Genomic DNA, 17057 nt, shown 5'->3' with positions numbered 1-17057 from the left:
AACATCACTTCACGCTACCCCTTATTCCATATGGGTTTTTCATGATCTTGCCCTGCAGCGAACTCTGTTTAAAGTCCGTTAATTTTAGCAAACCTTCATAATCACTGGTTCGAATCACTGGCGCGAATCACTGAGTTGATTTTTCATATACGCCAGAAACGAAAAATGTCGCATCCATGCGACATTTCTCTTTTGGCGGCCAAACCAGTTTTGCTATATCCATTCTAGATTTCAATCCATTAGGAGATTATTCAGAATGTAATTATAAGACGCTGTTAATGTTGATTAGTTCCCTTTATGCGGCATTTTTTTTCGATTTATCTTCTAAGTCGAATGACGCAGCGATTAATTTCTTGGTGTAGTTGTTTTTCGGCGCATTGAAAATCTCTTCTGCAGACCCTTCTTCCATTACTTCGCCCTTCTGCATCACCAGTACGCGATCCGACAGTGCTTTCACTACCGAGAGATCGTGGCTGATGAACAGGAAGCCGATATTGTGCTTGGCTTGAATGTCTTTCAGCAGGTCAATCACGGTCAGTTGTACTGAGCGATCGAGTGCTGAAGTCGGTTCATCCAGCAAAATGAAAGAGGGCTCTAGAATCAGTGCGCGAGCAATCGCGATACGTTGTCTTTGCCCGCCAGAGAACTCATGTGGATAACGGTTTATTGAATTCGGCTCTAAGCGAACTTCAATCAATGCTTTGCGCGCTCTTTCTAAACGTTCTTGCTTGGATAGATGAGGTGATGCACCGTTAAGCCTTCGGTGATGATTTCCCCAACTGTCATGCGTGGTGATAAAGAACCATAAGGATCTTGGAACACCATTTGGACATCTTTCTTGAGCTTGTGACGCTCTTTATCATTTAATAAGCTAACGTCTTGGCCTTTGTAAACAATACGTCCGGTACTCGGCAGCAAGCCGATTAATGCACGTCCAAGGGTTGATTTACCTGAACCAGATTCACCAACAATGCCTAGCGTTTCGCCTTGCTTAAGATTCAACGAAATGCCTTTTACGGCTTCGAAGTACTGGCTTTTACTCTTGATAAAGTGTGATTTCACCAAGAACTGAACTCGGATGTCGTCAGCACACAATAGTTCTGGGGCTGTCGCCTCAACAGGAACCTTAGCGCCTTTCGGAATCGAGTTAATGAGCATTCTTGTGTAATCATGTTTAGGACTATCGAACAAAGATTGAGTCATCCCTTCTTCTACGAGCTCACCTTTACACATCACTAGCACGCGGTCTGCAAAGTGTTTCACCACACCTAAGTCATGGGTGATGAACAAAATTGCCATTCCCATCTTGCCTTGGATTTCTTTGATAAGAGAAAGCACTTCCGCTTGTACGGTCACATCCAATGCGGTGGTGGGTTCGTCGGCAATCAAAATATCGGGCTCGTTGATCAAAGCCATCGCAATCATGATGCGCTGCAACTGACCGCCTGAAAACTCATGCGGATACTTGTTGTAAGCTTGTTCTGGCATTGGTAAATGCACAAGATTGAAGAGCTCTAGCACACGCTGTTTTGCTTTTGATTTCGATACATTGCGGTGACACATAATGGCTTCTGCCACTTGTGTGCCCACGCGAAGGTATGGGTTGAGAGAGGTCATCGGTTCCTGAAAGATCATGCCGATTCTATCGCCACGAATCGACTGCATTTCTCGTTCAGTCTTGCCAAGTATTGATTGCCCCTCAAATTCTATTTCAGATTGAGCATCAATGATGGCGTTATCAGGGAGCAAACGTATGAGTGCGTTAGAAGAGACTGATTTACCTGAACCTGATTCACCAACAATGGCCAAGGTTTCGCTAGAATTAAGGGTAAAGTTAACCTTTTTTACCGCATCAATGATTCCATCATTGGTTGTGAAGCTAACGGAGAGGTTATTGACTTTAAGAATGGCCCGGTCCGACATGATATATCCTTATCAATTTAAGACATTAGGTGAAGATTTCACTTCTGACGTTGTTTTAAGTTGCCCAAAATGGTGATGAGCACGTTGAATTTGTTCTAGTTCGAGCATCCAATGCGAACTGCGCTGAGCGCTGCAAAAAGCGATCAGGTGATTGAGCAAACCTTCGCTCTGCTTTTCCAATAACCCAAAGGTACGTTGAATCAGCTCAGTGTTCTCCAGAGAGATAAATTGCATCAGAGCGTAAGATTGATTCAAGGTATCGAAGGCTTGTTGGTGCTGACCTAATCGGTTGAGTATCTCTGATTGAGCGACGCTCGCGTCTCTTAACCCGGCAAGCAAGCAGGCAAATTGGCAAGGCTTGATATCGCTTTGGTATGCTGCATCTTGGATGTGATGAGGAAGTGAGGTTAGAACATCACCATAAAGGCGTTGTGCTTCTGGCCAGTGACCTTGTTCCACTAACTGTTCAGCTTTTAGGTAGTGCATCCAGCATCGTTCAATTTCCATATCCACATCCTCAATTTATAATATCATAAAATGTTAATGATATTCATTATCAATTGCAAATTAAAATCATTCACATGTTAAGTTGGTGAATTAAATGACGAGCTATTCCTAAAAATGGCTTAAATTGTGTGTTATTTGTTCAGTTGAACAGCTGTGTAGCGTAAGTCACTAAATTTGTAGGAAATTACATCTACACTGATTTTATCTACACCCAAGTAATGAAGGACTAAGGAGGCGGCGATGGCGATGCAAAGACTCAATACAGAACAGCTGTATCAGGTAGCGGATTTAGACAAGCTACCATGTAAGTCGACCAAAGAACTGGCTCCAATTGACGAAATCGTCGGGCAGGAACGGGCACAAAAAGCCGTTGAGTTCGCGATGTCAATCAAGGAAAAGGGTTACAACATTTATGCGATAGGGCGAAATGGTCTGGGTAAACGCACCATGATCTTGCGCTATCTGAACCGTCACCCTCAAGAAGTGCAGGAGCTTTTTGATTGGTGTTATATCGCGAACTTTGAAGATATTCGTACACCTAAGGTACTGAAATTACCTCGTGGCGTTGGCAGCAGCTTAAAGCAAGATATTGAAAAGCTAATGCGTAAATTGCTGAAAGGTATGCCTCTAGCGTTTGATAACGAGATGTACTTTAGCCGTGCTGATAGGCTTAAAAACCAATTAGCAGCTAAGCAACAAGCCGCGTTAGAAAGCATTAGCCAAGAAGCGAAAGACAAGGGCATTAACCTGACGATCACCACTCAGGGTGATTACCAGTTTGTGGCCATGAATGGGGATGATCTTCATACCGAAGAGAGCTTCGATCTGCTTTCGCCAGAAGAGCAAGACCAGTTCGATAAAACCATTGATGGATTGGAAGTCGGTCTGCGAACCATTTCTCGTGAGTTGACGGAACTTGAAGAAACGTACACTGAGAAAATTCAAAAACTGAATGATGATACGGCGCGAGACGTGATCACGCACTTCATCAAGCAATTGAAGAAGGATTACAGCCAATATCCAGACATTAAAAAGTACCTAACGGCACTGCGTAAAGACATTGTCGACAACGCTGACATCTTCTTAGAAGAGAGCACTGAGCAAGCAGAAGTTGCAACGGCCTCTTTGGATAAGAAAATGCCGCGTCGCTACAAGGTTAATGTGATTGTGAGCCAAAAGGAGGAGACTCTGCCGATCGTGGTGGAAGAGAATCCAAATTATCACTCTCTGTTTGGCTATGTAGAAACGGCGACGTTCAAGGGTACTGTCTTTACTGACTTCTCATTGATTCGCGCAGGTAGCTTACACAGAGCCAACGGTGGCGTATTACTGATGGATGCGGTGAAGGTACTTGAGCAGCCGTACGTTTGGGAAGGCTTGAAACGAGCACTGCGTTCACGTCAATTGAGTTTCACTTCATTAGAAAAAGAGGTGACCTTAACGGGGGCGGTATCGCTTGATCCAGAACCGATTCCATTGGATGTTAAGATCATCCTGTTTGGCGATTACCGAACTTACCAACTGCTGCAACACTACGATGCAGAGTTTGGTGAACTGTTCCGTGTAACGGCCGATTTTGAAGATGAGATGAAGCGTACTCCCGATTCTGAAATGCATTACGCGCGCTTTATTTCGAGCATCGTGCACGACAACAACATGCTGCATTGTGACCGTAAAGCGATCGCTCGCATCATTGAGCACAGCTCTCGTCAGGCGGGTGACCAAGGTAAATTGTCTCTGCACTCTGCTCACATTGCTAATCTGCTTCGTGAATCAAACTACGTGGCGAGAGGCTCAAAATCGAACTTGATTCGTGCAACGCACGTCGACCAAGCGTTATCTAACCAACAGATGCGTGTCGGACGACTGCAAGACAGCGTAATGGAAACCTTCACTAACGGCACAACGCTGATCCACGTAGATGGTCAGGCGGTTGGGCAGGTCAATGCGCTTTCTGTACTCAGCACGACCGATCATATGTTTGGTGCGCCGAACCGAATCACGGCTACCACAGCTTACGGTGACGGTGAAGTGATTGATATTGAAAGAAACGTAGATCTAGGTGGCAGTATTCACTCAAAAGGCGTGATGATCTTGTCGGCTTATCTTTCTTCGGTATTTGGTAAGACAGCGAAAGTCCCGCTCACCACTAACATCACTTTCGAACAATCGTATGGTGGCGTCGATGGTGACAGTGCGAGTATGGCCGAGTTCTGTGCGGTGGTGTCTGCGTTTTCTAAGCAGCCAAACCGCCAAGATATTGCAATTACCGGATCGATGAACCAGTTCGGTGAGTCTCAGCCAATTGGTGGTGTGAACGAGAAAATTGAAGGTTTCTTTGATGTGTGTGAAATCAAAGGACGTTCAAACGAACAAGGGGTGATAATCCCACGCTCGAATGTTCATAACTTAATGCTGCGCGGTGACATCGTGAAAGCGGTTGAAAAAGGCGAGTTCAATATCTGGGCGATTGACCATGTCACAGAGGCGATTGAACTGTTCACAGGCAAAGCCGCAGGTGAGGCAAGTGATGAGGGTAGCTATCCAATTGATACTATCTTTGGTATCGCTCAAGCCAAACTGAACGCACTACGTAAATAGCTGTATAGCTAGACTAGATAGTTAGCTAGTTTATGCCTAGATAAACAGATAAACAGATAAACAGATAAACAGATAAACAGATAAACAGATAAAAACAGCCAAAACGCAAAAGCCATCGATTCTAGAGTCGATGGCTTTTTTATTGGTTGCGACTTTGCTCGCGAGTGAGTGGTTTGTATTTGGTCAATTCACGAATTTGATGAGCGCAGTGTGGTTAAATGATCTTAGCCGTTTCGTAAGCAGAGCTTGGTGCCATCGAACTTCAATTTTGCCAACAAGTGTTTAGCGTTAGCGCGGCCAATATCATCAAATTCCACACCGTATCGAGCGTAGTGCGTCGATTTTTGCAGATTACAGATGATGCCTCTCAAAGGAGGGATAAGAGGGCCATTATAGTTTTCAGGTGTAATCTCGATAGACACTCGATCGGCAATCTGAATTGCACGAGAGGTCGGTGAGGTCACAAAACGACAACCACTTTTCGATAAGTCTCTTATCTCACAGTTTGCTCGTTGGTCGTTGAAGATAATTCTTGAAGCCAAGTTCACTTCATAGCGTGTTTCTTTACGCAGCTGAGTGACTTGCATCGTGCTTGGTGTCGAAAGCACAAGAATAGGGAAGGGTTCACCAATCTTATGGTGAATTTGGCTTCTAAAGTGAATAAGTGCGCCTTCACCTCGTAGAGAATAGGCACGAGCGGTCATCCAAAAACCTTCTTGAAAGAAAAAATTCAGATCTTCATTGGATACCTCGGGAACCTCAACCACAATACAGTTATCACTGTGCGTACCGATAAATTTGGTGGTGGCGAGAAACTTAGTGCCAACCGGAGTCGAGACATTTAATGTCAGTTCACTGCCGTGCTCAATCATGGCCAGTGCATCGGTGCTGTTTATCGTAGAAACGGTGCGGTTACGAGGGTCTTGAAGTGCCTGATTATGCTCCAAAGGCTTCTTCAGTGGTGCGTTCATTATATATTCTCCATGCGCCAACATGCGTCTGTTAGATATTGATAACTTGCTAACAAGGGGTTGTTACGTGCTAGATTTAGTAGGTGTACTAACGCAATTTATAGAGTGCTTTTAATTGGTTTGAATTTTATTTATAACCACACGCTATAATAATATTTTCTTTGATTGTAAGTACTTAGTTTTATTTATATGCACTTGCGTTAGTCTATTACAAGGAATTCATACTTCAAACTTTAATTGTTTGTCGTATCCATTATTTGCAGGAGTTGAGAATGCAGGCAGTTAAATGGGATCAAGATGTGAACCAGATCACGGTTGAGTTAGAACCAGATCAGTTTGCGGTAGTTAAGTATAAAAAGGATGGCGATGTACTGCATATCACCTCAACTCGAATCCCTGATGAACTGCAAGGCAAGGGCTTTGGGAAGGTGATGATGGAGTCGGTATTGCCTGAAATTGAACAAGCGGGCTTCAAAATTGTGCCGGTTTGTAGCTATGTGGTTCACTACATGAATAGGCAGCCACAGTGGTCACACCTTCTATCCGATAAAGCATAACAACGAGTAATATGTCTCAATCAATATCGTCGAATAATCGAGCTCAACCTGAAGCGGGTTCAAGTCAAAATCAGCCAGAGCTTTATCAACAAGAGTTTTATCAAAATGAGCTTTATCAAAAAATAGCGACCTCGCTGGGTTGTCATGAAGGGTTTGATGTCCAAGTGATTCAACGCCTATGGGGTGGATATGGCGAGTTAGTTCGCTTAGTCTTTTCTCAAGAAAGCAGTGCGGAACTCAAGAGTGTGATTGTTAAACATGTCGCGTTGCCAGATAAAGCTGAACACCCAAAGGGTTGGAATACCAAACTCTCTCACCAACGAAAGGTACACTCTTACCAAGTGGAAACAGCTTGGTATCAGTCATTCACCCAACAATGGGACGAGCGCTGCCCTGTACCTGTTGGGCTGCAATGTGAACTAGAAGAGAATGAGTGGCTGATAGTGATGCAAGACTTAGCGGATATTGGCTTCCCGTTGATCTCTCAGTTTGATGTGCTTGCTGCTTCTGACTATCAGGCATCTAGTTACACAAGAGAAGAGCAAAAACAACGTAATGCTTGCCTTAAATGGCTTGCTAACTTTCACGCAAAGCACATCAATATCAATCAAGAGCAGTTGTCATCATTGTGGCAAGTCGGTACTTATTGGCATCTAGATACACGCCCTGATGAACTCAATGCCTTGGCTGATTTACCATTGAAGAACCAAGCCAAGCACATCGACCGTTTATTAAAAGAATGTCCATATCAAACCTTAGTCCATGGCGATGCCAAGCTCGCCAATTTTTGTTTTGATTCTGAAAGCGAGCGCGCGGCTGCGGTCGATTTCCAATATGTGGGCCATGGTTGTGCGATGAAAGATGTCGCTTTGTTCATGAGTAGTGCGGTGAGGCCGCAAGACTGCGCTGAACTTGAGCCACAGGTACTGGATATTTACTTCCGACACTTGAAAGAGGCATTGGCGTACTATCAGCCACACCTTTCATTTGATGAGGTAGAAGCAGCATGGCGACCAATGTGTTACGTGGCGTGGGCCGATTTCCAACGTTTCGTAAAAGGCTGGAGCCCAGAGCATTGGAAGATTAACCCTTATACTGAGCAGTTGACCTTACGAGTGCTCACTCAATTAGACGAACAGGAGTCCGTCAATGTTCGATAGAACCGCGAGCTGGAAAACGCCGCAAAACTTTTTATTACTGATTTCGATTGTTGTACCGATCGCGTTTTCGAGCTGGATGGCTTTACTTAATAACTTCGTGATTGAGAAGGCGAACTTTGATGGCGCCGATATTGGTTTGTTGCAAAGTGTTCGTGAGATCCCAGGCTTCTTAGCGTTTACCGTGGTGTTTGTTTTAGCCTTCATTCGAGAGCAACGCTTTATGTTGATATCGCTGGCGATGCTGACCGTGGGCACGGCGATAACCGGTTTATTCCCTTCACTCACTGGATTGTTGCTGACTACGGTTTTGATGTCGACGGGTTTTCACTATTTTGAAACGCTGAAGCAGTCTCTGTCACTGCAATGGTTGAGTAAAGAAGAAGCACCAGAGATGTTAGGTAAGATGATCTCCGTTGGCGCGTTGGCATCTTTAATCACTTATGGCTCTATTTGGGTGATGTTAGAGCAACTCAAACTCGACTTTGCTTGGGTGTATGGCATCACTGGCGGAATTGGTTTTGTTTTAGTTTTGGTGATGACCTTTGGCTTCCCTGAGTTTCAAACCAAGACGACACAGAATAAGAAGTTGGTACTGCGGAAGCGTTACTGGCTCTACTACGCGCTAACGTTTATGAGCGGTGCGAGAAGACAAATCTTCACTGTGTTTGCAGGCTTCTTGATGGTAGAGAAGTTTGGTTACTCGGCTGCCGACGTCACATTGTTGTTCTTGGTTAATTACCTATTTAACTTCTTGTTTGCGAAGCGCATTGGTCGATTTATCGGTGTGGTTGGCGAGCGTAAAGCGTTGATCTTCGAGTATGTTGGCTTGATTGGTGTGTTTGTCGGTTATGGTTTGGTGCAAAGCGCGGAATGGGCGGCGGCACTTTACGTGATCGATCACCTGTTCTTTGCATTGGCGCTGGCGATCAAAACTTACTTCCAGAAAATCGCAGACCCGGCAGACATGGCATCAACTGCTGGTGTCTCTTTCACCATCAATCATATTGCAGCGGTCGTTATTCCAGTGGTGTTTGGTGTGATTTGGTTGTCTTCTCCTGCAACGGTTTTCTATATTGGTGCTGCGATGGCGGCGGTTTCTTTGGCGTTGTCTTTAAACATTCCTAAGACACCTGAAGAAGGTAATGAAGTGCGAATGTTTAGCTGGCGTTAATGTTGGTCTCGATATTATGAAATAAGCAAAAAGCTCCAATAGTGATATTGGAGCTTTTTGTTTATGTGGGATATGTATATCTAATCCGCAAAATAGGTTTCACGCGGATCAGTTTCTTACGGTTTTTAATTCGGTACGCAGCTTGAAGATTCCCTTTGGTGCTTTGGTCAGTAAGATGCCGCAAAGTAGAGGAATCATCATTACAAGTGACTGTTCAGATAGAACCTCACCATTGATGTAGCAAGAGATCAGCAGCGCAACCACTGGGAAGATTAGGAAGCAGATAGACGCTTGGAAAGGTGTCGAAACCTGACCTAATTTAAAGTAAGCCACAATGCCGCCAACACTCGCCACAAAGCCTAGGTAAACCACAGCAGAGATTGAGTCCCAAGTGAAAGATTCAATATTCACGTTTTCACCTATAGCTGATACAGCAAATAAGAATAGAGCTGCAATTAGGCTTGGTACGGCGTTGTAGGTCAGTACTTCAATACCTTTGCAGTGCTTTTGAACCAGCACATACATCACTGCGTGAATCGCAACAGCAAGGCCTAAGCAAACCGTGCCAATTAGGTAGTCATCGCCACCCATCTGCATTTCATTACCAAGGATTACACATAGGCTCACAACAGCAGCGATCAACCCGAATATCTGGTGCTTCGCTAGTCGTAGACCTAAGAATAAGCCAGACATCAACATCACAGCCACAGGCATGTTGGCGAAGATGATCGACGCTAAACCTGAAGAGATGTATTGCTCGCCATAGATCATCAACGTAAACGGAATCGCGAAATACATCAACGCAACAATAAGCAGCCATTGGCGCTTACCTTTAGGGAACAGCAGTGGTTGGTTGAAGACTTTCGCCAATACTGCAAGCAGAGGTGCTGCAAGTAAAAAGCGCAACGCAGTAGCAAAAATAGGTGGGATAGAATGCAATGCTACTTCCATAGCGAACCAAGTGGTTCCCCAAATTAAGCAAACAGAGACAAAAAGCAAAATAGTTAGCGACTTCGAATTCATGGTGACTACTCATTAATAATTATTTTAAATCATAGGCTTGTAGCGCCTTAATGACATGGCACAGTATAGAAAGGTAGTCGGAGAAAAGTTTTGTCTTTTTATCTCTAATTTGAGTTTTTTGTGGAAATTAAATCTCTAGTATGATTATTTTATAGAAAATAAATTCGCTTTAGATAGTTAAAGTAAAGTCATTGTTCTTTGTGAGGTTTAATTTAACTTAAGGAATGGTCAACTCAACGAGTATGGCTGTTGGGTTATTGCTGTTAGCGTAGCAACAAAAAACGCGCCCTCAATGAGGCGCGTTTTTGAACAATACGTTTAAGAGGCTGCGTCTACTGCGTAACAGGCTTGACTTGTTTGGATTGTCTTACCGCAAGGATAAGTTGTGGTAGCAGTGACATCACTATCATGCCGGTCATTAGTGAGTATTGTACTGCAGTGAATGATTCACCCATCAACACCATACCGGTCACGATGCCAGCTACTGGGTTTGCGATGCCACCGAAGGTGAAATCAACCACCGACATACGCTGTAGCAACCACACATACATGCCGTAACCCAGCGCTGTGTTTAGCCCAATAACCCATACGAGTCCCATAGCATTACGAGTATCGAAATGAGTCACGGCATTAATATAAGGCTGCGGATCGATGAATGCATGAACGCCAGACGCGACAGACAAAATCGTACCGCCCAGAATCAGTTGCCATGTTAATACCTTCCACCAGTGCATGCGGTTACCCAGTGACTTGGTAATGCTGCTGCCGATGACAATACACATTATTGCGGCAAACATTGCGCCTAAACCGATTGGGTTCAGAGCAATTTGGCTTGGGTTAAACAGTATCCACGCTAAGGTGATCAAGCCAATACCCGAAAGGGCTTGAATCAGATGCGGGCGCTGTTTTTTCACTACCCAGTGGAAGATCATCGCGAACACCGGCACGGAGATCATGCCCACGCCAGAGATTGCCGAAGGCAGCGTTAGCGCCATCACGAAGATCAAGCCAAAGAAGGTCGCGATATTGATAAGGCCCAGTGTGAAAATGATTTGCCACTCGCCTTTTTTAGGCAGTGTTGGTTTTACTGCTAGCAATAACAAACCAGCAGGTAACGCACGCAAAGCACCCAATAATAATGGTGGCCACTCCTGTAGCGTAAATTGCGTCACTGCATAGGTTGTTCCCCAAAAGAACGCGGGGATCATTGCTAATAATATGTTCATTTAAAATATCTTTACGTTAAGATAACTATTGTGTGAACTGTATACTGAGAACTAGTGGTTGTAAAGTATCTTTATGTTAAACTAGTTTGAAGTAATCAGACTAACAACGGAGCGAGATTGCAAATGGATGCTATCGACCGCGTAGTAGAGCAATGGGCAAAGGAAAAGCCCGAACTAGATACTGAGCCTATGGCAATGATGGGTCGGATTATGCGTATTGCCAAGTATATGGAGACGCAAGTTGCCGAGCTTCATAAAAAATACGACATGAAGCTGGGTGAGTTTGATGTGCTGGCGACGTTGCGACGTTCTGGGAAGCCTTACCGACTGACGCCATCTGAACTGATTGGATCCATGATGCTGACATCTGGCGCGATGACCAATCGCCTTGATAAGCTAGAAGCCAAAGGGCTGATCAGTCGTGAACACAGCAAAGAAGACAGACGCAGCGTGAGTGTCCAGTTAACTAAAGATGGTCTTATTCTGATTGACCAAATGATGACTGAACATGTCGAAATGCAGAAAAAACTGGTTAAATCATTGTCTGCGAGTCAGAAGAAGAACACCAACCAACTTCTGAAAACATGGTTGAGCGCGTACGAGTAGTTTTTCTGATCTTCCTTTAGATTCAATAAAAAACCGAAGCTTAATTGCTTCGGTTTTTTTGTGCTTGTTTAAGAACTTCAAGTACAGCGAATTGGCGAGTTAAGCTTGCAGCATCTCGTCACTGAACAGTTCTGCACAACCAATGCCGTTGATGGCGCAACTTTCGTCGATGTCTGAGATGTCACCGCTGACCCCAATCGCACCAAGTACCGTTTTATCCTTATCTCGAATCAGTAGGCCCCCTGGCACTGGCACCATGTTTCCGTGTGCGAGTACGTTTACGGCGGAGATAAATGCTGGTCGATTATCAGCATCTTGGGCGAGTTTTCTAGAGGAACAACCCAGTGCGAGTGCTCCCCACGCTTTAGCAATCGCGATGTCTGGTCGCATCATGCTAGAGCCGTCTTGACGTTGCAGAGAAATCAGCTTGCCACCGCTGTCTAAGACGGCGACCGTCAAAGGTTCTGTGTGGATCTTGTTTCCTGCTTTTAAGGTGCCATCAATGATGGTTAACGCTTGTTGTAGAGTCAAACTTCCCATGTTATCTCCTAGTTTTTCAAGGGGCCGTGTACCAAGCTAAGTCAGCCAATCATTACGCTTGTTGTGAATATCATTGACTGATTCAGCTCGGTACAAGAGTCCTAACTGGACTCTTGTAATAGCCCATAGCTGGGTAAAGTTAGGAAGGCAGCGAACTCTTCGGCTGTAGAAAGTTGATAGAAAAGATCAGCTGTCTCTTCAAATCGACCTGCTGTATAGCGCGAGTCTCCGACTTCATGTTTTATCGTGTCTAGCTCTTGGTAAAGCCAAGAGTGGAATAGTGATTTGGTAAAGGTTTGGCCATCATCGAGTGTTACCCCGTGGTGGATCCACTGCCAGATATTGGCTCTTGAGATCTCAGCAGTCGCGGCATCTTCCATGAGGCCGTAGATAGGCACACAGCCGTAGCCTTGAATCCAAGCTTCGATGTAATACAGCGCGATGCGTATATTCTTACGTACTCCTACTTCGTCGCGACTGCCCTCACAAGGCTTTAGCAACGAGTCTGCATTGATCACATGCTCTGGGCTTTGGAAATCCATTTGGTTTACTTTGCCATCTAAGTGCTTATCAAAGATCGACATTGCCAAATCAACCAGTGCAGGGTGCGCGACCCATGTGCCGTCGTGTCCGTTCTGAGATTCTCTTTGTTTATCTTCGATAACCTTGGCGGTTACACGTGCCATTTCTTGCGGGTCTTTTGCTGGAATAAAGGCTGACATCCCACCCATTGCTAATGCGCCACGAGCGTGACAAGTGCGCACCAACAGTTGGCTATAGGCGTTGAGGAATTCTTGATCCATGCCGATCCCGTGGCGGTCTGGCAAGATGCGGTCTTTATGGTTTTTCAGCGTTTTGATGTAGCTGAAGATGTAATCCCAACGGCCACAGTTCATCGCTACGATATGATCACGCATGGCGTATAAGATCTCTTCCATTTGGAATACGGCTGGCAGAGTTTCAATCAACACGGTCGCACGAATGGTGCCTTTGGGTACGTGGAAATAGTTTTCGGTGAAGCTGAAAATATCGTCCCACCACTGTGCTTCTTCCATGCTCTCAAGCTTGGGAATGTAGTAGTAAACACCTAAGCCTTGTTTTGCACGTGACTGATAGTTATGGAAAAAGTACAAAGCGAAGTCCATCAAGCAACCGCCTATCGGCTGATTGTTGAATTGAATGGACTGCTCTGGCAAGTGAATGCCTCGTGGGCGGGCAATCAGCAGTGCAGGATCGTTGTTTAACTGGTAACTCTTCTGCTTTTTCTCATCGAAGTAACTAATGGTTCCAAGGTTGGCATCTCTTAGGTTGATTTGCCCTTCGACCATATTGGCCCAAGTCGGGGAAGACGCATCCTCAAAGCAACACATGAAGACTTTCGCGCCTGAGTTTAGCGCGTTGATCACCATCTTTCTTTCGATAGGGCCGGTGATCTCTACGCGGCGATCGAGTAGCTCTGTTGGAGGTGTTGCCACTTTCCACTCTTTATTCTGACGAATGGAAATGGTGTCTTTTCTGAAATTGGGTAGCTCACCCTCGTCATATTGAGCTTGTTTTGTGTCGCGGTCACTTAGCAGGGCATGACGGCGATCTCCAAATTTATTGACGAGAGCTTCTAAGAATTTTAATGCATCTTTAGACAAGATCTCTTTGTACTCGGAGTTGTCCATATTCCCGAGTACCTGCATACACTGCACTTCTTCTCTCTCTTTTACGTCATTCATCATTGTTGTCTCCTTTAAACAATACGATGCCACTTTGTATACAAAATGCTATTTTTAAGGATATTTATATTGTAGAAATTGTAAACAAGCAAACGGTATTTAACATTTATTTATCATTTGATCTTTTTGTAATTTATTTTTACGTAAAGATATTTTATGTAAAGCAATGAATTGTAAGCTTTTCAGGATGAGTGCGTACTTAATGCGATGGGTTGATGTAACGAAATTGTTTCATTCTGGGGTTGATAAATAGCGAGGATGGTTCATAGTACACAAAAGTTAGTTTAATTGTATACAATCTGAACTGGAGGTTCGAATGGCAATTATGAAAGCGATTGAAGCAGCGGTAGAAGTGCTTAAACGTGAAGGTGTAGACATCGCATTTGGTGTTCCCGGCGCAGCAATTAACCCTATGTATGCGGCTATGAAAAAGCTTGGAGGAATCGACCACGTCTTAGCTCGACATGTAGAGGGTGCATCGCATATGGCCGAAGGGTACACGCGTACCAATCAAGACAATATCGGTGTGTGTATTGGTACCTCTGGCCCTGCGGGAACGGACATGATCACGGGGCTTTATTCGGCGTCTGCAGATTCAATCCCAATCCTATGTATTACAGGTCAGGCTCCGCGTGCTCGCCTTCACAAAGAAGACTTCCAAGCGGTTGATATTGAATCTATCGCTAAACCAGTCACTAAGTGGGCAACCACGGTGCTGGAACCTGCTCAAGTACCACGCGCATTTCAAAAAGCCTTTCATTTGATGCGTTCTGGACGCCCTGGCCCTGTTTTGATCGACTTGCCTTTAGACGTGCAGTTGGCTGAGATTGAGTTCGATATTGATACCTATGAGCCGCTTGAACCATACAAACCAAAAGCGACACGCGCGCAGGTTGAGAAAGCATTAACCATGATGTCTCAATCTGAAAAACCGCTGATTGTATCTGGTGGTGGCGTGATTAACGCTGGCGCGTCTGAATTGTTGCAGCAGTTTGCCGAGATCACTGGTGTTCCTGTGATTCCAACCTTAATGGGTTGGGGCTCGATTCCGGATGATCATGAGTTAATGGCGGGTATGGTAGGGCTACAAACTTCTCACCGTTATGGCAATGAAACCATGCTTAATTCTGATTTTGTGTTTGGTGTTGGTAACCGCTGGGCTAACCGTCATACCGGTTCTGTGGATGTTTACACCGAAGGCCGAAAGTTCGTACATGTAGACATTGAACCAACCCAAATAGGCCGTGTGTTCTGTCCTGATTTAGGCATTGTCTCTGATGCGAAAGCAGCACTAGAGCTAATGGTTGAAGTGGCGCAAGAGTGGCGTGATGCTGGCAAGCTGCCGAACCGAAATGCTTGGGCAAGTGAGTGTCAGGAACGCAAGTCGACCATGCTGCGTAAAACCAATTTCGATGAAGCGCCAATGAAACCGATGCGTGTTTATGAAGAGATGAACAAGGCATTTGGTCGTGACACTTGTTATGTGAGCACCATTGGTTTGTCGCAAATTGCTGCCGCTCAGTTCCTGCATGTTTATAAGCCGCGTAACTGGATCAACTGTGGTCAAGCAGGTCCACTAGGTTGGACTACACCCGCTGCATTAGGCGTACGAGCGGCCGATCCAGATCGCGATATCGTTGCTATCTCTGGTGATTACGATTTCCAATTCATGATCGAAGAACTGGCCGTTGGTGCGCAATTCAACCTGCCATACATTCATGTGTTGGTGAACAACTCGTACTTAGGTTTGATTCGCCAAGCACAGCGCCAATTTGATATCGATTATTGTGTACAACTGGCGTTTGATAACCAGAATGCGCCAGAGCTTGAAGGCTACGGGGTAGACCATGTCGCAGTAGTTGAAGGTTTAGGTTGTAAGGCGATTCGAGTTCGTGAACCTGAGCAAATTGCCGCTGCGTTTGAACAAGCCAAAGAGTTGATGAATAAGCATAAAGTACCGGTTGTTGTTGAGCTGATTCTTGAGCGAGTGACCAATATTGCGATGGGCGTAGAGATCAACGCCATCAACGAATTTGAGCCACTTGCCGAAAGCCGCGGCGACGCTCCAACGGCGCTGGCGTACAAGTAATCATTAAGTAATGTGTATCCGTAGAGCTGAGGTTTAGCTCTACGAAAAGTCTCCAATAGAGCGAGGCTTACTAAGCAACCGTAGCTCCACCAAATAACCGTTGCTTCACTAAACAGTCATAGTTTCACCAAATAAAGAATAAGGACAGAGTCATGGCAAAATTTGCAGCAAACTTGTCAATGTTATTCACGGAAGTTGATTTTATGGATCGCTTTGAAGCCGCCGCAGAAGCGGGCTTTCAAGGTGTGGAGTATCTTTTCCCTTACGCCTTTGATGCTCAGGCAATCAAAGCAAAGCTCGATGCTAATAACCTAGAGCAAGTGCTATTTAACTTGCCTGCGGGTGATTGGGACGCTGGCGACCGTGGTATCGCGGTCGACCCTGCACGAGTTGAAGAGTTTCAAGCGGGTGTACCTAAAGCTATCGCTTACGCAAAAGCGCTCGGTTGTACTCAAGTGAATTGCTTGGCCGGGATTGTTCCGCAAGGTGTGACCCAACAAGATGCGCAATCGGCGTTTGTGATTAACCTGCATTACGCGGCGAACGCGCTAGCAGCAGAAGGCATTAGCTTAGTGATAGAGGCGATCAATACCCGTGATATTCCGGGCTTCTTCTTGAACACGACTGAGCAAGCCAAAGCGATCATCAAAGAGGTAGGGAGCGATAACCTTTCTATCCAATACGATATTTATCACATGCAGATTATGGAAGGCGATCTTACGCCGACCATGCAGCAGAACATTGGTCAAATCGCACACGTTCAACTGGCTGACAATCCAGGTCGACACGAACCGGGGACTGGAGAAATCAATTACCCATTCGTGCTCAATTATCTTGATGAGCTTGGTTATCAAGGCTGGGTTGGCTGCGAATATAAACCTAAAACGACAACGACAGAAGGCCTTGGTTGGCTACACCAGTACCGTTAATTGCGTCTGGTAACCCTCAAACGTTAAGGA

13 protein-coding genes and 1 pseudogene are annotated in these 17057 nt (G+C 45.1%); 7 read left to right on the top strand and 7 right to left on the bottom strand.

Annotated elements, in window-relative coordinates; translation table 11 throughout:
• Window positions 1-295: 295 nt before the first annotated feature.
• A pseudogene (locus tag ACED41_RS10675) lies at window positions 296-1923 on the bottom strand (ABC transporter ATP-binding protein).
• Between the two features lie 12 nt (window positions 1924-1935).
• A complete protein-coding gene (locus ACED41_RS10670; RefSeq protein WP_371724942.1) occupies window positions 1936-2430 on the bottom strand; it encodes a hypothetical protein in 495 nt (164 codons plus the stop codon).
• A 240-nt stretch (window positions 2431-2670) separates the two neighbouring features.
• On the opposite strand from ACED41_RS10670, the gene ACED41_RS10665 reads away from it, so the two are divergent.
• Entirely contained in the window at window positions 2671-5031 is a 2361-nt protein-coding gene (locus ACED41_RS10665; RefSeq protein WP_248641907.1) for a Lon protease family protein, read from the top strand.
• A 224-nt stretch (window positions 5032-5255) separates the two neighbouring features.
• Here the strand turns inward: ACED41_RS10665 and ACED41_RS10660 are convergent, their stop codons facing one another.
• Window positions 5256-6002, bottom strand: coding sequence for a flagellar brake protein (locus tag ACED41_RS10660; RefSeq protein ID WP_004732802.1), 747 nt, complete (start codon window positions 6000-6002; stop codon window positions 5256-5258).
• A 272-nt stretch (window positions 6003-6274) separates the two neighbouring features.
• Here ACED41_RS10660 and ACED41_RS10655 point away from each other — a divergent pair, with 272 nt between their 5' ends.
• Genes ACED41_RS10655 through ACED41_RS10645 form a run of 3 tightly spaced genes read left to right on the top strand, consistent with a single transcriptional unit; the run spans window position 6275 to window position 8890 of the window.
• Entirely contained in the window at window positions 6275-6559 is a 285-nt protein-coding gene (locus ACED41_RS10655) for a GNAT family N-acetyltransferase (RefSeq protein ID WP_371724941.1), read from the top strand.
• Between the two features lie 11 nt (window positions 6560-6570).
• Window positions 6571-7719 carry a phosphotransferase gene (locus tag ACED41_RS10650; protein ID WP_371724940.1) on the top strand — a complete coding sequence of 383 codons (1149 nt, stop codon included), beginning with the start codon at window positions 6571-6573 and terminating at the stop codon, window positions 7717-7719.
• A complete protein-coding gene (locus tag ACED41_RS10645) occupies window positions 7709-8890 on the top strand; it encodes an MFS transporter (protein WP_371724939.1) in 1182 nt (393 codons plus the stop codon). The genes ACED41_RS10650 and ACED41_RS10645 overlap by 11 nt, the downstream gene beginning before the upstream one ends.
• Before the next feature lie 108 nt (window positions 8891-8998).
• On the opposite strand, the gene ACED41_RS10640 is transcribed toward ACED41_RS10645, so the two are convergent.
• Window positions 8999-9913: a DMT family transporter gene (locus ACED41_RS10640; protein WP_017067652.1), complete on the bottom strand. Its 915-nt coding sequence runs from the start codon at window positions 9911-9913 to the stop codon at window positions 8999-9001.
• 332 nt (window positions 9914-10245) lie between these two features.
• Entirely contained in the window at window positions 10246-11139 is an 894-nt protein-coding gene (locus ACED41_RS10635; RefSeq protein ID WP_017067653.1) for a DMT family transporter, read from the bottom strand.
• 123 nt (window positions 11140-11262) lie between these two features.
• On the opposite strand from ACED41_RS10635, the gene ACED41_RS10630 reads away from it, so the two are divergent.
• The gene (locus ACED41_RS10630; protein ID WP_017061583.1) at window positions 11263-11745 is read left to right on the top strand and encodes a MarR family winged helix-turn-helix transcriptional regulator; all 483 of its coding nucleotides are present in this window, start codon (window positions 11263-11265) and stop codon (window positions 11743-11745) included.
• A gap of 99 nt (window positions 11746-11844) precedes the next feature.
• On the opposite strand, the gene ACED41_RS10625 is transcribed toward ACED41_RS10630, so the two are convergent.
• Both ACED41_RS10625 and aceB read right to left on the bottom strand, forming a co-directional pair.
• Window positions 11845-12285: a heme-binding protein gene (locus ACED41_RS10625; RefSeq protein ID WP_008220964.1), complete on the bottom strand. Its 441-nt coding sequence runs from the start codon at window positions 12283-12285 to the stop codon at window positions 11845-11847.
• 101 nt (window positions 12286-12386) lie between these two features.
• Window positions 12387-14012 (bottom strand): malate synthase A, encoded by a 1626-nt coding sequence (gene aceB / locus ACED41_RS10620; protein WP_371724938.1) that lies wholly within the window; start codon window positions 14010-14012, stop codon window positions 12387-12389.
• A 313-nt stretch (window positions 14013-14325) separates the two neighbouring features.
• On the opposite strand from aceB, the gene gcl reads away from it, so the two are divergent.
• Both gcl and hyi read left to right on the top strand, forming a co-directional pair.
• Window positions 14326-16098, top strand: coding sequence for a glyoxylate carboligase (gene gcl / locus ACED41_RS10615; RefSeq protein WP_371724937.1), 1773 nt, complete (start codon window positions 14326-14328; stop codon window positions 16096-16098).
• A 152-nt stretch (window positions 16099-16250) separates the two neighbouring features.
• Entirely contained in the window at window positions 16251-17027 is a 777-nt protein-coding gene (gene hyi / locus ACED41_RS10610) for a hydroxypyruvate isomerase (RefSeq protein ID WP_017075254.1), read from the top strand.
• The last annotated feature ends 30 nt before the right edge of the window (window positions 17028-17057 follow it).

Origin of the sequence: Vibrio sp. 1F255 (assembly GCF_041439145.1) — a bacterium.
GTDB classification, from domain to species: domain Bacteria; phylum Pseudomonadota; class Gammaproteobacteria; order Enterobacterales; family Vibrionaceae; genus Vibrio; species Vibrio crassostreae_C.
The sequence above is the reverse complement of the archived record's forward strand: the minus strand, read 5'-3'. Positions and strand labels throughout refer to the sequence as shown.

Coding starts and splice junctions, on each gene's coding strand:
- ACED41_RS10625 (WP_008220964.1), bottom strand. CDS start 12,285: ATGGGAAGTTTGACTCTACAACAAGCGTTAACCATCATTGATGGCACC.
- ACED41_RS10670 (WP_371724942.1), bottom strand. CDS start 2,430: ATGGAAATTGAACGATGCTGGATGCACTACCTAAAAGCTGAACAGTTA.
- hyi (WP_017075254.1), top strand. CDS start 16,251: ATGGCAAAATTTGCAGCAAACTTGTCAATGTTATTCACGGAAGTTGAT.
- gcl (WP_371724937.1), top strand. CDS start 14,326: ATGGCAATTATGAAAGCGATTGAAGCAGCGGTAGAAGTGCTTAAACGT.
- ACED41_RS10655 (WP_371724941.1), top strand. CDS start 6,275: ATGCAGGCAGTTAAATGGGATCAAGATGTGAACCAGATCACGGTTGAG.
- ACED41_RS10650 (WP_371724940.1), top strand. CDS start 6,571: ATGTCTCAATCAATATCGTCGAATAATCGAGCTCAACCTGAAGCGGGT.
- ACED41_RS10665 (WP_248641907.1), top strand. CDS start 2,671: ATGGCGATGCAAAGACTCAATACAGAACAGCTGTATCAGGTAGCGGAT.
- ACED41_RS10645 (WP_371724939.1), top strand. CDS start 7,709: ATGTTCGATAGAACCGCGAGCTGGAAAACGCCGCAAAACTTTTTATTA.
- ACED41_RS10630 (WP_017061583.1), top strand. CDS start 11,263: ATGGATGCTATCGACCGCGTAGTAGAGCAATGGGCAAAGGAAAAGCCC.
- aceB (WP_371724938.1), bottom strand. CDS start 14,012: ATGATGAATGACGTAAAAGAGAGAGAAGAAGTGCAGTGTATGCAGGTA.
- ACED41_RS10660 (WP_004732802.1), bottom strand. CDS start 6,002: ATGAACGCACCACTGAAGAAGCCTTTGGAGCATAATCAGGCACTTCAA.
- ACED41_RS10635 (WP_017067653.1), bottom strand. CDS start 11,139: ATGAACATATTATTAGCAATGATCCCCGCGTTCTTTTGGGGAACAACC.
- ACED41_RS10640 (WP_017067652.1), bottom strand. CDS start 9,913: ATGAATTCGAAGTCGCTAACTATTTTGCTTTTTGTCTCTGTTTGCTTA.